10 protein-coding genes and 1 tRNA gene are annotated in these 13,446 nt (G+C 67.5%); 7 read left to right on the top strand and 4 right to left on the bottom strand.

Annotated elements, in window-relative coordinates; translation table 11 throughout:
• Positions 1-71: 71 nt before the first annotated feature.
• Positions 72-1,511: an NAD(P)-dependent oxidoreductase gene (locus tag ACRARE_RS06235; protein WP_432655545.1), complete on the bottom strand. Its 1,440-nt coding sequence runs from the start codon at positions 1,509-1,511 to the stop codon at positions 72-74.
• Positions 1,512-1,742: 231 nt separating this feature from the next.
• Between ACRARE_RS06235 and ACRARE_RS06230 the strand changes: the two genes are divergently transcribed.
• Positions 1,743-2,546 (top strand): undecaprenyl-diphosphate phosphatase, encoded by an 804-nt coding sequence (locus ACRARE_RS06230; RefSeq protein ID WP_432655544.1) that lies wholly within the window; start codon positions 1,743-1,745, stop codon positions 2,544-2,546.
• 351 nt (positions 2,547-2,897) lie between these two features.
• On the opposite strand, the gene ACRARE_RS06225 is transcribed toward ACRARE_RS06230, so the two are convergent.
• Positions 2,898-3,887: a complex I NDUFA9 subunit family protein gene (locus tag ACRARE_RS06225; RefSeq protein ID WP_432655543.1), complete on the bottom strand. Its 990-nt coding sequence runs from the start codon at positions 3,885-3,887 to the stop codon at positions 2,898-2,900.
• A 159-nt stretch (positions 3,888-4,046) separates the two neighbouring features.
• On the opposite strand from ACRARE_RS06225, the gene ACRARE_RS06220 reads away from it, so the two are divergent.
• A tRNA-Leu gene (locus ACRARE_RS06220) sits at positions 4,047-4,133 on the top strand.
• A 121-nt stretch (positions 4,134-4,254) separates the two neighbouring features.
• On the opposite strand, the gene ACRARE_RS06215 is transcribed toward ACRARE_RS06220, so the two are convergent.
• The gene (locus tag ACRARE_RS06215) at positions 4,255-5,010 is read right to left on the bottom strand and encodes a siderophore-interacting protein (RefSeq protein ID WP_432655542.1); all 756 of its coding nucleotides are present in this window, start codon (positions 5,008-5,010) and stop codon (positions 4,255-4,257) included.
• A 321-nt stretch (positions 5,011-5,331) separates the two neighbouring features.
• Entirely contained in the window at positions 5,332-6,699 is a 1,368-nt protein-coding gene (locus ACRARE_RS06210; protein WP_432655541.1) for an aminotransferase family protein, read from the bottom strand.
• A gap of 210 nt (positions 6,700-6,909) precedes the next feature.
• On the opposite strand from ACRARE_RS06210, the gene ACRARE_RS06205 reads away from it, so the two are divergent.
• The 5 genes from ACRARE_RS06205 to ACRARE_RS06185 all read left to right on the top strand — a co-directional run bounded on the left by ACRARE_RS06205 (position 6,910) and on the right by ACRARE_RS06185 (position 13,445).
• Positions 6,910-8,343 (top strand): aminotransferase-like domain-containing protein, encoded by a 1,434-nt coding sequence (locus ACRARE_RS06205; protein WP_432655540.1) that lies wholly within the window; start codon positions 6,910-6,912, stop codon positions 8,341-8,343.
• Between the two features lie 109 nt (positions 8,344-8,452).
• Positions 8,453-10,159 carry an amidohydrolase gene (locus ACRARE_RS06200; protein WP_432655539.1) on the top strand — a complete coding sequence of 569 codons (1,707 nt, stop codon included), beginning with the start codon at positions 8,453-8,455 and terminating at the stop codon, positions 10,157-10,159.
• Positions 10,156-11,208: a CobW family GTP-binding protein gene (locus ACRARE_RS06195; protein ID WP_432655538.1), complete on the top strand. Its 1,053-nt coding sequence runs from the start codon at positions 10,156-10,158 to the stop codon at positions 11,206-11,208. Before ACRARE_RS06200 ends, ACRARE_RS06195 begins: the two co-directional genes overlap by 4 nt.
• Positions 11,209-11,226: 18 nt before the next feature.
• A complete protein-coding gene (locus tag ACRARE_RS06190) occupies positions 11,227-12,717 on the top strand; it encodes an aldehyde dehydrogenase family protein (RefSeq protein WP_432655537.1) in 1,491 nt (496 codons plus the stop codon).
• Positions 12,717-13,445, top strand: coding sequence for a sulfite exporter TauE/SafE family protein (locus tag ACRARE_RS06185; RefSeq protein ID WP_432655536.1), 729 nt, complete (start codon positions 12,717-12,719; stop codon positions 13,443-13,445). The genes ACRARE_RS06190 and ACRARE_RS06185 overlap by 1 nt, the downstream gene beginning before the upstream one ends.
• The last annotated feature ends 1 nt before the right edge of the window (position 13,446 follow it).

Genomic DNA, 13,446 nt, shown 5'->3' with positions numbered 1-13,446 from the left:
CGTTAGCGGTGGATGCGATGAGCGGGGGTCGGAGGGGCCCCGATGTGGCGCCCGCCCAGCCTATGGTGTCGTTACTCTGCCGCCACGGCGGCGGGGGCGTCGAGGTCGGCCAGGATCGCGGCAGCGCAATCGCGGCCATCGCGGATCGCCCAGACCACCAGGCTGGCACCGCGCACGATGTCGCCCACGGCATAGACCCGATCCAGCGAGGTGCGGCCGGTGCCGAAATCGGCGCGGACGGTGCCCCAGCGGGTCACTTCCAGACCCTCGGTGCCCCAAAGCGCGGGCAGATCCTCGGGTTCGAAGCCAAGCGCCTTGATGACGATATCGGCCTCTTCGGCATAGTCGCTGCCCTCGATGACCTCGGGCGACTGGCGGCCCGAGGCGTCGGGCTGGCCCAGGCGCATCTTCTGCACCATGGCCGCGCTGACCGTCTCGCCCTCGGTGGCAAAGCCCACGGGGTTGGACAGCCAGACGAATTCCACGCCCTCTTCCTCGGCGTTCTGCACTTCGCGTTGCGAGCCCGGCATGTTCTTGCGGTCGCGGCGATAGAGGCATTTCACGCTTTCGGCGCCCTGACGGATGGCCGTGCGCACGCAGTCCATGGCGGTGTCGCCGCCGCCCACCACGACGACCTTCTTGCCCTTGGCGTTCAGCTCGCCGTTCTCGTATTCCTCGACCGTGTCGCCAAAGCTGACGCGGTTGGAGCAGGTCAGATAGTCGATGGCGCGCACGATGCCCTCGGCGCCCGCATTGGGGCCGGTCAGGTCGCGGGTCTTGTAGACGCCGGTGGCGATCAGCACCGCGTCATGCTTGCCGCGAATGGCGTCAAAGGAAAGGTCTTCGCCCACGTTGCAGTTCAGCACGAATTCGACGCCCGACTGCTCCAGCTGCTCGACCCGGCGCATGACCACGTCCTTTTCCAGCTTGAACCCGGGGATGCCGTAGGTCAGCAGCCCGCCCGCGCGGTCGTAGCGGTCGTAGACCGTGACCTGCACGCCGGCGCGGCGCAGCATGTCGGCGGCGGCCAGGCCACCGGGGCCCGCGCCGATGATGCCGACGCTTTCCTCACGCTCGACCTCGGGGACGACGGGTTTCACCCAGCCGTTTTCCCAGGCGGTATCGGTGATGTATTTCTCGACCGCGCCGATGGTGACGGTGCCGTGGCCCGACTGTTCGATCACGCAATTGCCTTCGCACAGACGGTCCTGCGGGCAGATGCGGCCGCAGATCTCGGGGAAGGTATTGGTGGCCTGGCTGACCTGATAGGCCTCTTCCAGGCGGTGCGTCGCGGTCAGGCGCAGCCAGTCGGGGATATTGTTGTGCAGCGGGCAATGGGACTGGCAGTAGGGCACGCCACACTGGCTGCACCGGCTGGCCTGTTCCTCGGCCTTGGCGGCCGCGAATTCCGCATAGATCTCGTCGAAGTCATGGGCACGGGTGTCCGCATCGCGTTTCTGGGGGGTCTCCCGCCCGACGGACACGAATTTCAGCATCGGTTGCTTCGCCACGGCCAACTCCTCGTTTCGCTTGTCGCTACCTTGTTCCGGGGCCTTCTACAGCACGGATCGCGGCATGAAAAGTCAGAACCAGTGACCTATTAATGCGCAAACATCACGGGCGAAGCGTTTCACACGCAAAAGATGCGATACATTAAGTACCGAACCGGACCTATTTAACGGCTTCTCTTTCAACTACAAAGGGTTAATCCTAACCCCATCATAGCCTCCCCAGGATTTCCCATGCCTTTGCTTCAGCTCCTTCTTCTCGCGATTATTCAGGGCATTACCGAGTTTCTTCCCATCTCCTCCTCTGGCCACCTGATTCTGCTGCCCGCCCTGTCGGGGATGCAGGACCAGGGCCAGGTGATCGACGTGGCGGTCCATGTGGGCACGCTGGGCGCGGTCGTGCTGTACTTTTGGGCGGATGTCCGCGAAGCGCTGGCCGGGTTGCCGCGCCTGGCGCGCGGGCGCACCGACACGCCGGGCAGCCGCCTGGCCTTCCTGCTGATCGTGGCGACGATCCCGGGCATCCTCTTTGGCCTTTTCCTGGCGATCACCCATATCGACGACATGTTGCGCTCGGCTGCGGTGATCGGCTGGACCATGCTGGGCTTCGGCGTGCTGCTGTGGATCGCCGACCGGCGCGGAGACAGCGGGCGGGCGGCGGCGGAGTGGACCCTGCGGGACGCCATCGTGCTGGGCCTGTGGCAGGCCATCGCGCTGATTCCGGGCACCTCGCGCTCGGGCATCTGCATCACCGGGGCGCTGTTCGGCGGGTTCGAACGGCAGGCGGCGGCGAAGATCTCCATGCTGATGTCGATCCCGATGATCATCGCCTCGGCAGCCTATCTCTCGGTCGAGGTGATCGCGACCGCCAACGCCCAAGCCGCCATCGACGGCACGATCGCGGCGATCTTCGCCTTCCTCTCGGCGCTGCTGGCCCTGTCGCTGATGATGCGCCTGCTGCGCTCGGTTAGTTTCACCCCCTATGTGATCTACCGCGTCCTGCTGGGCACGGGCCTGCTGTGGTGGGCCTATAGCTGAGGAAGCGGAGCCGCGCTGCCCCGCCCTGAGCCTGGCACCGGCCGCGAGTCCGCCCGGTGTGTGTGGGGGGGGGGGGCGCTTTGGTGAAGAGGGGGTCGCGCCCGACCCTGGGTGGGCGCCTCGGCCCCCGTCCGCTGCCGATGCACCCCAAATTCCCGGCGAACCTCTGGCTGTGCGTGACATCGCCATGCGCCCTCCCGGGGGGAGGGTCGGGCGCGGCCCGGGCTTTCAGCCCGTGCCAAGGCCCGTAGGCGGGGTTCGCCCCGCCGCCCCCACCTTCCCCCACCAAAAACGAAAAGGCCCGGCCAATGGCCGGGCTCTCGCAATTCCGTCAGGGCCAGGGCCCCAGGCTCAGACCTTCAAGTTCTGCGCCGAATCCTTGATCGCCGCGTACTGGCCCGAGGGGCGATAGGTCCACATGTAGTCGGGCAGCACCGCTTCGGGGGCTACCGGCTCGATACCCAGATCGGCAAAGCCCAGGGCACCCTCGGAGACCACATTGTCGACCTTCAGCTGCTTCACCTGGTCCTTGGTCAGAACGGTGTTGGTCACCAGACCGAAGGTCAGCGATTCCACCAGCCCCACGGCCCCGGCAATCACACTACCCACCCAGAAGGGCAGCGCCAGAACGCCACGGCGGCGCTGGATCACGCCGAACATCTCTTTCATCCAGTCGCGGAAGGTCTTCACCTCGGGACCGCCCAGCTCGTAGATGCCGCCCACGGCCTGACCCAGCACGCCCTGCACGGCAGCGGCGGCCACGTCATCGACCCAGACCGGCTGGAACTTGGTCTCGGCGCCGATCACCGGCACCACGGGGGCGCGGCTGGCCATCTGGCCGAATCGGTTAAAGAAGTTGTCCTCGTAGCCGAAGATCACCGAGGGACGCAGGATCACGGCACCGGGGAAGGCGGCCTGCACGGCGGCCTCGCCCTCGCCCTTCGAGCGGGCGTAACCGCTGTCGGCCTGGGCATCGGCGCCCAGGGCCGAGATATGTACCAGGTTCGCCACGCCCTGCGCCGCGGCGATCCGGGCGATACGGCCCGCGCCTTCGGCCTGCACGGCGTCGAAGTTGTTCTTGCCCTTGGCGGCGAAGGTGCCGACGCAGTTCACCACCGCGTCAGAGCCCTGCATCGCCACCTCGACAGAGGCATCGTCACGGATGTTGCAGAACACCGGCTCGACCTGGCCCACGGCGCCGTAGGGGCGCACGAAGCCCGCTTCGCCCGGGCGCCGCACGGCCACGCGCACGCGCCAGCCCTGCTGCGCCATGCGCCGGGCGATGTAACGGCCGACGAATCCCGACCCGCCGAAAATGGTGACAAGCTTCGATTTGGGCATGGACGAACCTCCGGCTGATCGAATTCCTATAGGTTCCTAGCCCCGCTTTCCCTTGCACACAAGGCGGTTGGCGGCTTTGTCGAAATGACTTTCACAAAATGCTCAAAAACCTCGTTGACACCCCCCGACACACCCCATATATCGCCCCTCACGACACCGGCCCAGGTGGCGGAATTGGTAGACGCGCTAGCTTCAGGTGCTAGTGTCTGTATGGACGTGGAGGTTCGAGTCCTCTCCTGGGCACCATAAAACAAAGCCCCGCGAAGCCCTTGGTTTCGCGGGGCTTTTTTGTGTTCCGACCCTGGCCGATGCCCGAAAAAAAGGGCAGAGGTTTCCCCCTGCCCCAGCGTTTTCAGGCGTTCGGCCCTCAGGCGATGCCCTTGTCCGAGCCATCGGCCACGCCGCGCGTCCAATAGCCCGCGGCCTTCATCCGGGTCAGCGGGTGACCGCGCTCTTGCAGCGCATCACGCAGGGCCCGGGCCACGCTCGCCTCGGCGGCGATCCAGGCATAAAGGCCCGCGCTCAGCTCGACCTCGGCCAGGGCGGGCAGAATCGGGTCGACCAGATGGGCCTGGTCCTCGGGGCGGTGAATCCAGCGAATCTCGACCTGGGCATCGCTGTCAAAGCTCTGCTCGTCCGCCGCGCCCGGCACGGTGATCAGCGCGGTCACCTTGTGGCCCGCATCCAGCCCCTCGATGCGCCGGGCGATGGCGGGCAGCGCGGTTTCATCGCCGATCAGCAGCCACTCTTGCGGCCCGCTCAGAACCTGGCTGCCGCGCGGGCCGCCTACGGTCAGCTCGTCACCCGGCTGGGCCGCGATGGCCCAGGCGGTGGCGGGCCCGGCCTCGTGCACGGCGAAATCCAGCACCAGACGGCGGGCGGCGGTGTCGTAGCTGCGCGGGGTATATTCGCGCATCACCGGCTTCTCCTCGCCAGCAACCGGGAAGATCAGTTTCACGTGATCGTCGACGCCGGGCGAGGCGAAATCGGCCAGATCCTCGCCTTCGAAGGTCAGCCGCAGCATATGCGGGGTCAGCTCTTCCTTGCTCAGCAGGGTCAGCGGGCGGCGCTTCAGCTCGTGGCGGATGCGTTCGATGGTCAGTTCGGGGATCGTGTCGGACATGGGGGTCTTCCTCATCACATATGCGGAACGGGGCCTGCGTCCGGGGGTCGCCCGCGCGACGGGCCGCGCCCCTGGGCGGCGGTCGGTGGCGGGGCAACTGCCGCGTCAGACCCCGGGCCATCCATGCCCGGAAGCGGGCCAGGGATGGCGGGTCGCCCCTGACCTAGCGGGTATCGCCCCATGGCGTCACGTATAATCACCGCACAGAGCCCTGTGCGGCAGCGCCTCTGGACCTTTGGCGCCACCTTTGGGCAAAAGAAAACCCCCCGGTGCGGCGCCGGGGGGTTTGGATGCCTTGGCGATGCGCCCGCAGGCGCCGGATCAGCCGAAGACCTTGGTCAGGGCCACATCCATGGCGCCGACGATCTCGTCGATGTTGTCCTTGGTGGCGATCAGCGCGGGCGACAGGCAGAGCGTGTTGTTGAACCCGGGCAGCGAACGGTTGGTCACCCCGATCATCACCCCCCGGGCGCCGCATTCACCGACCACCTGCTGCGCCAGCTTCTCGGCCACCGGTTCCTTGGTGCCGCGATCCGCCACCAGCTCGGCGCCCAGGAACAGGCCCTTGCCGCGCACGTCGCCGACGACCTGGTGCTTGTCCTTCAGCTCTTCCAGCTTCTCGAGGCAGTAGTCGCCCATGGCCGTGGTGTTCTCCAGCAGGCCCTCGCGCTCGATGATCGCCAGGTTTTCCAGCGCGGCAGCGGGACCGGCGGTGCAGCCGCCGAAGGTGCTGATGTCGCGGAAATAGTTCAGCGGATCCTCGGCATCGTCCTTGAACATGTTGAACACCTCTTCGGTGGTCACCATGCAGGCGATGGCGGCATAGCCAGAGGCCACGCCCTTGGCCATGGTCACGAAGTCGGGCTTGATGCCGTAGTGCTGATAGCCGAACCAGGTGCCGGTCCGGCCGACGCCACAGACCACCTCGTCGATGTGCAGCAGCACGTCGTATTTCTTGCAAATCTCCTGCACCCGTTCCCAGTAACCCTTGGGGGGCGTGATCACGCCGCCGCCGGCGGTGACGGGCTCCAGGCAGATGGCGCCGACGGTATCGGGGCCTTCGCGCAGGATCACTTCCTCGATGGCATCAGCGGCGCGCTCGCCGTAGTTCTCGACGTCCCATTGCTTGCGGTATTCCAGGCAGTGCGGCACCTCGACGAAACCGGGGGTCAGGGGGCCGTACTGCATGTGACGCTCGGGCTGACCGCAGGCCGACAGGGCGGCGATGGTGGTGCCGTGATAATCCCGCTCACGGAACAGGATCTTGGTCTTCTTGCCGCCATAGCGCTTGTGCGCGATCTGGCGGACCATCTTGAAGGCCTTCTCGTTCGCCTCGGAGCCCGAGTTGCAGTAGTAGACGCGGGACAGGCCCGGCATCTTCGAGATCAGCTTTTCCGAGAACAGCGCCCCGGGGATCGAACCCGCGGAACCTGCAAAATAATTCAGCTTCACCAGCTGTTCGCGCACCGCATCGGCGATGGATTCGCGGCCATAGCCCACGTTCACCGTCCAGACCCCGCCCGAGACGGCGTCCAGGTAGCGCGTGCCCTTGGCATCCCAGACGTGAATGCCCTTGCCCTCGACGATCACGCGCGGATCGGAGGTTTCAAAGGGTTTGTGCTGCGTCAGGTGGTGCCAGACGTGCGCCTTGTCGGCGGCCACCACGTCACTGATATCGTTGTCATACATGGAACATAACTCCCGCTTGGGTCCTTGCCGTCACAAAGCCGCGTGCCGCGTCATCGCGACAGGTCCAGCAGGCACGAATACATGGGTCCACGGACTTGTCCACGCCCGGAACTTGGGCGAAAGGCGAGCCGCGCCAGCAGATTTGCGGGAAGCATCATGTATCATGCCCCGCCGGACCGGCTATGATCCGGCAAGATAGGACCGACACCCATGCTAACCATCATCACCCGGGAAAGCGAAGAGCCGATTCAGTCGCAGTTGCGACGCCGGATCGTCGAATCGATTCACTCGGGCCAGATGCAGCTGGGACAGAAGATGCCGCCCTCGCGCCAGTTGGCCGGGCAATTGGGCATCGCGCGCAACACCGTCACCGCCGTCTACGAGGAACTGGTGGCACGTGGCTATCTGGCCGCCGTGCCGCGCCGGGGCGTCTTCGTCGCCCGCGACCTGCCGCCCGAACCGGCGAACCAGCCCCGCGCCACCGAGGCCCGCGGCCCCGACTGGGAGACGCGATTGAAACAGCGGCCCTCGCAGCTGCGCCATATCATCAAGCCGTCGAACTGGCAGGACTATGCCTATCCCTTCGTCTACGGCCAGGTGGATCCCACCCTGTTTCCGATCAACACCTGGCGCACCTGTTCCCGCGACGCCCTGGGCCGGTCCGCCATCGACTGGTGGACCGCCGACCGCGCGGTCGAGGATGACCCGCTGCTGGTCGAGCAGATCCGCACCCAGATCCTGCCGCAAAGGGGCATCTATGCGAAACCCGAAGAGATCCTGATCACCCTGGGCACCCAGGAGGGGCTCTATCTGCTGGCCCGGCTGCTGGCCCGGCCCGGCACCCGTGTGGGCTGCGAAATGCCGGGCTATCCCGACAGCCGCAACATCATGGCCGCCGAGGGGGCAGACATCGTCGATCTACCCATCGACGCCGAGGGCGCCCGCCTGCCCGAGGCGCCCCTGGATCTGGCGGTGCTGACCCCGGCGCACCACTGCCCCACCATGGTCACCATGTCCCCCGAACGCCGCCTGGCCATCCTGGCCCGCGCCCGGCGCGACGGAACCGTGCTGATCGAAGACGACTACGAGGGCGAGACCGCCAGCGACAGCGACCAGACCACGCTGAAAAGCCTCGATAATTCGGGCCATGTCGCCTATCTGGGCACGCTGTCAAAGGTGCTGGCGCCCGGCGTGCGGCTGGGCTTCATGGTGGCCGCCCCCGCCCTGGTGGAAGAGGCCCGCTGGCTGCGCCGCCTGATCCACCGCTCGGCGCCGCTGAACAACCAGCGCACCGCCGGGATCTTTCTGGCCGAGGGGCACTATCTGGCCCTGCAACGCTCCCTTCGCGCCGCACTGGAACACCGCCACGCCAAGGTGGTGGAGGGCTGCGCGCGCTACCTGCCGGACTTTGTCCGCTCGGGCACCCATGGCGGATCCTCGGTCTGGCTGGAATGCCCGGCGGGCGTCGACGCCCGCGCCCTTTTCGCCGCCGCCTGTGCGCGCGGGGTGCTGTTCGAATCGGGCGATCCCTTCGTGCCCGAGGATCAGGCGGGCCGCTTCCTGCGCCTGGGCATTTCCTACATCGACGACCGCAAGATCGACGCGGGTCTGGCCGAGTTGGGCCGCGCCGTGGGCGACCTCTAGCGCCCCCTGCCGCCGGTCTGGCCCAACCCATGGGGCCAGGCTGGCCCTGTCTGGCGCGCGCACCCCCGGCCTAGGCTGCGGGCAAAACCACCAACAGGACTCTCCCCCCATGACCTCCTCCACCGTCACGATCTTCCGCGCGGCCAAGATCCGCACCATGAACCCCAATCGCGCCCTGGCCACCCATGTGGCGGTGCGCGAGGGCCGCATCCTGGCCGTGGGGGACGCGGAAGATTGCGCCGCCTGGCAGGCCACATGGGACTGCACCCTGGATGAGCGGTTCGCCGATCAGGTGCTGATGCCCGGCTTCGTCGAGGCCCATGGCCACGCCATGGAGGGCGCCCTTTGGGCCAACCTCTTCCTGGGCTATTTCAAGCGCACCTCTCCCGAGGGCACCGTCGAGGGTGGGTTGAAAAGCATCGAGGCCGTGGTCGAGCGCCTGAAAGAGGAAGAGGCCACCCTGACCGACCCCGACGCCCCGCTGATCGCCTGGGGCTTCGACCCGATCTACTACACCGAGCGGATGACGCGGAAACACCTGGACGCGGTGTCCTCCACCCGGCCGATCCTGATCATGCACGCCTCGCTGCACCTGCTGAACGTCAATACGGTGATCATGGAACGCGGCAACATGCTGGGCCAGATCAACGTCGAGGGGATCCTGAAGGATGCCAGCGGCGAACCCACGGGCGAGCTGCAAGAGATGGCCGCCATGAACATGGCCGCCCGCGTGGTCGGCGAGGCCATGTCGGTGCGCGATGTCACGGTCGAGGTGCTGAACCGCTATGGCCGCGCGGCCACCAACGCGGGCGTCACCACCACCACCGACCTGCACCAGCAGCTGAACGAGGCCTCGCTGGAGGCCTTCCTGACCGCCACCGCCGACGCCGCCTATCCGGTGCGCATCGTGCCGGCCCTGGGCGCCATCCAGTGGGGCGTGGAAGAGGGGGTGAAACGCGCCACCGAGGTGAAGAAGCTGGGCAATGAAAAGCTGTACCTCGGGCTGGTGAAGATCATGACCGACGGGTCCATCCAGGGCTTCACCGGGCGGCTGAAATGGCCGGGCTATCACAATGGCGCGCCCAATGGCCTGTGGAACGTGCCGCCCGCGCAGCTGGCGGCGATGATCAAGGCCTACCATGCGGCGGGCCTTCAGATGCATTGCCACGTGAACGGCGACCAGGCCTCGGAATTCGTCATCGACGTGATGGAAGAGGCGATGACCGAGGCCCCGCGCCCCGACCATCGCCACGTCTTGCAGCACTGCCAGATGGCCGACCGGGCGCAATTCCGGCGGATGAAGGCGCTTGGCCTGTCCGCCAACCTCTTTGCCAACCACATCTTCTATTGGGGCGAACAACACTATGCGCTGACCATGGGCCCCGACAAGGCGCGGCGCATGGATGCCTGCGGCACGGCCCTGGCCGAGGGCGTGCAATTCTCGGTCCATTGCGACGTGCCGGTGACACCGCTGAACCCCCTCTTCACCGCCTGGTGCGCCGTCAACCGCCTGACCAGCCAGGGCCGCACCATGGGCGCCGAGGAATGCATCCCGGTCGAAGAGGCGCTGAAGGCGATCACCATCAACGCCGCCTATCAGCTGAAGCTGGATCACCTGGTGGGCAGTATCGAGGTGGGCAAATTCGCCGATTTCGCCGTGCTGGACAGCGACCCCGCCGAGGTCGACCCGCTGGCCCTGCGCGAGGTGCGCGTGCTGGGCACCGTGGTCTCGGGCCGCTGGCAGCAAAGCGCGATCCCGGCGGATCAAGCGCCGGTGCCCGATGTCACCATCCCCGACACGCCGGTGCCCGCATGAGCGCGCCGCTGAGCGTCCTGGCCCAGCCCGCCCCCGGCGGCCCGATCCCAGTGACGGTGATTGGCGGCTTTCTGGGGGCGGGCAAGACCACCCTGGTGAACCGCATCCTGGGCGCCGCGCACAGCAGGATCGCCGTGCTGGTCAACGATTTCGGCGACATCAACGTCGATGCCGCACTGATCCGCTCGGACGACGGGCTTACGCTGGAATTGTCGGGGGGCTGCATCTGCTGCTCCATGGCCGAGGGCATCGGCCCGGCCCTGGTGGCGGCGATGGAAAAGGGCCCCGACGAGATCCTGATCGAGGCCTCGGGCGTGGGCGAACCGCGCCGGGTGGCCGAGTTTGCCCTGCTGGAGCGTGGGCTGAAGCTGGACATGGTGCTGACCCTGGCCAATGCGGTGGAACTGGCGGCGCAGCTGGACGATCCGCTGATCGGCGACACCGTGGCGCGGCAGTTCGACGGCGCCGATCTGGTGGTGCTGAACCATGTCGATGCGGCCAGCGGCCCGCAGCTGGACGCCGCCCGCGCCGCCCTGCGCCGCCTGGCCCCGGGCAAGACCGTCGCCGAGACCACCCGCGCCGATCTGCCCCTGGACCTGCTGGCGGGGTCAACCCTGTCGCTGCTCTCGGCGCCGCAGGGCGATCCGCTGGCCCATGACAACGTCTTCCACCGGGTGCTGGTGGAAACCGGCCCGATCCCCCGCCCCGCGCTGGAGGCCGCCCTGGCCGCCCTGCCGCCCGCGCTGCTGCGCCTGAAAGGCTGGGTCGAGATCGCGGGCGAAGGCCCGGCGCTGCTGCAATGGGTGGCCGGCCGGTGGGAGCTGACCCCGGCAGAGACTACCGATGCTCCCAATGCACAGGAATCGGGCACCCGCCTGGTCGGCATCGGCACCGCGCCCGATCTGGACCTGGGCGCGCCTCTGACCGGCGGGCCCATGAAAACAGGCGCTTACCCCCCCGGGCCGGGCCTCTGGCCCCATCCCGATTTCATTTCCACCCCGTGTGGACCCATCCAATGCCGCCCTCTGGACCAAGCCGGGGGCCCCTGACCCAAGGACTGTTTCCTCATGACCCAAAGCCCCTATCTGCCCCAGGATCCCGAGGCGCTGATCGCCTCTTATGCCGGTGTGAACCTGGTCGGCGGCGAGAAATGCGCCACCGCCGCAACGCTTGCGGTGCTGAACCCCGCGACGGGGGCCGAGATCGGCCAGGCCGCTGCCTCTTCCGCCGAGGAGACGGCGCAAGCGGTCGAAGAGGCCGCCCGCGCCTTCCCCGCCTGGACCCAGGTGCCCGCGCGCGAACGCGGCAAGCTGGTCGGCGCCGCCGCCCGCGCCATGACCGCCGAGGCCGAGGTGATCGCCCAGGCCCTGGCCCGCGAAACCGGCAAGGCCATCCGCACCGAATGCCGGGGCGAGGTGAAAACCGCCATCGACATCCTGGAGTTCTACTCGGGCCTCGGCTCCGAGCTGAAGGGCGAGACGGTGCCCTTCCACCCCCGCTCGCTGACCGTGACCACCCGCGAACCGCTGGGGGTCGTGGGCGCGATCCTGCCCTGGAACGTGCCCCTGGTGCTGATGATGCTAAAGATCGCGCCCGCGCTGGTGGCCGGGAACACCGTGGTCGTGAAGGCCTCGGAAGAGGCGCCCTATGCCACCTATGCGATGATCGAGATCCTGTCGCGTTTCCTGCCCGCGGGCGTGGTCAACGTGATCAACGGCACCGGCCCGGCCTGCGGCGCGCCGCTGTGCGAACATCCCAAGGTCGCCAAGATCACCTTCACCGGCTCCGAGGCCGTGGGCCAGACGGTCTATGAGACCGCCGCCAAGAAGATCATCCCGGTCAGCCTGGAACTGGGCGGCAAATCCCCGATGATCATCTGCGAGGATGCCGATCTGGATCAGACCGTGGCGGGCGCCATCTCGGGGATGCGCTTTACCCGTCAGGGGCAAAGCTGCACCGCCGCCAGCCGCATCTACGTCCATGCCTCGCTCATGGAGGCCTTCATGGAGAAACTGACCGCCCAGCTGGACCAGCTGGTGATCGGTGACCCGCTGGACGAGGCCACGGATGTGGGCACGATCATCAACGCCAAACAGGCCAAGGTGATCAACGACTACGTGGCCCAGGCCGAGGCGACCCCGGGCGCGAAGGTCATCCGCTGCGGCACCGCGCCCGAGGGCGCGGAGCTGGCGCCCGAGCTGTTCATGCAGCCAACCCTGCTGCTGGACCTGCCCGAAGACCACCCCTGCGTGATGAACGAGATCTTCGGCCCCGTCGCCTTTATCGCCGCCTGGGAGGACTACGAGGACGTGCTGGCCCGCGCCAATGCCACCCACTACGGGCTGGCGGCCTCGGTCTGGACGAAATCCCTGTCGGTGGCGCTGGACAGCACCGCGCGGCTGAACGCGGGCTATGTGCAGGTGAACCAGAACCTGACGATCCAACCCAACGTGTCCTACGGCGGTTTCGGCCGCTCGGGCCTGGGCAAGGAGGCCTCGCTGGAGGCGATGCTGGCCCATTTCACCCGGTCGAAAACCATCGTGATGAACTTCGACTGATGCAGGTCTACGCCCTCATATGCGCGGCGGTCTTCGCCGCCGCGGTCCTGCGGGGGCTGACGGGCTTCGGCTTTGCCCTGGCCGCCGTGCCGGCGCTCAGCCTGTTTCTGCCGCCCGCCCAGGCGGTGACCATCGCCATCCTGCTGCAATGCATGGTGGGGCTGCGCGATGTGATCACCACCCGGGGGCTGGTGATGTACCGCACGCTGGGGATCATGGCGATCGGCGCCCTGGTCGGAACGCCCATCGGGGTTTGGGCGCTGACGCAACTGTCGCCCGACCTGATGCGCGTGGTGCTGGCGGGGATCGTGGCCATCGGGCTGGCCGCCCTTCTGCTGAAGCTGCGCCTGCCCAGCGGGCCCGGCCCGGCCATCGGCGCAGGGCTGACCGCCGGGGTCTTCTCGGGGCTGGCCGCCATGCCCGGCCCGCCCGCCATCGCCTATTTCCTGGGAACCGACACCCCCGCGAAGAACACCCGCGCCTCGGCCATGGTGTTCTTCTTCCTCACCTCGCTGATGGCCCTTCCGGGCCTCTGGCTTGCGCATAAGATCGACGCGCAGGTCTTCACCCAGGCCCTGATCGCCCTGCCCGCCCTGCTGGTCGGCACCTGGGCGGGGGGCCGTGCCTTCGTCCGGCTGGGCGAGGGCGGATACCGGCTGGCCGCCATCGGCCTGCTGGCTGTCACCGCCGCCGTCACCGCCCTGCGCGGCCTCGGGGGCCTTCTCTAAG

The organism is Pseudooceanicola aquaeponti (genome assembly GCF_050897975.1).
Lineage (GTDB): Bacteria > Pseudomonadota > Alphaproteobacteria > Rhodobacterales > Rhodobacteraceae > Pseudooceanicola.
The sequence above is the reverse complement of the archived record's forward strand: the minus strand, read 5'-3'. Positions and strand labels throughout refer to the sequence as shown.

Coding starts and splice junctions, on each gene's coding strand:
- ACRARE_RS06210 (WP_432655541.1), bottom strand. CDS start 6,699: ATGTATGACAACGATATCAGTGACGTGGTGGCCGCCGACAAGGCGCAC.
- ACRARE_RS06195 (WP_432655538.1), top strand. CDS start 10,156: ATGAGCGCGCCGCTGAGCGTCCTGGCCCAGCCCGCCCCCGGCGGCCCG.
- ACRARE_RS06215 (WP_432655542.1), bottom strand. CDS start 5,010: ATGTCCGACACGATCCCCGAACTGACCATCGAACGCATCCGCCACGAG.
- ACRARE_RS06200 (WP_432655539.1), top strand. CDS start 8,453: ATGACCTCCTCCACCGTCACGATCTTCCGCGCGGCCAAGATCCGCACC.
- ACRARE_RS06225 (WP_432655543.1), bottom strand. CDS start 3,887: ATGCCCAAATCGAAGCTTGTCACCATTTTCGGCGGGTCGGGATTCGTC.
- ACRARE_RS06190 (WP_432655537.1), top strand. CDS start 11,227: ATGACCCAAAGCCCCTATCTGCCCCAGGATCCCGAGGCGCTGATCGCC.
- ACRARE_RS06205 (WP_432655540.1), top strand. CDS start 6,910: ATGCTAACCATCATCACCCGGGAAAGCGAAGAGCCGATTCAGTCGCAG.
- ACRARE_RS06230 (WP_432655544.1), top strand. CDS start 1,743: ATGCCTTTGCTTCAGCTCCTTCTTCTCGCGATTATTCAGGGCATTACC.
- ACRARE_RS06185 (WP_432655536.1), top strand. CDS start 12,717: ATGCAGGTCTACGCCCTCATATGCGCGGCGGTCTTCGCCGCCGCGGTC.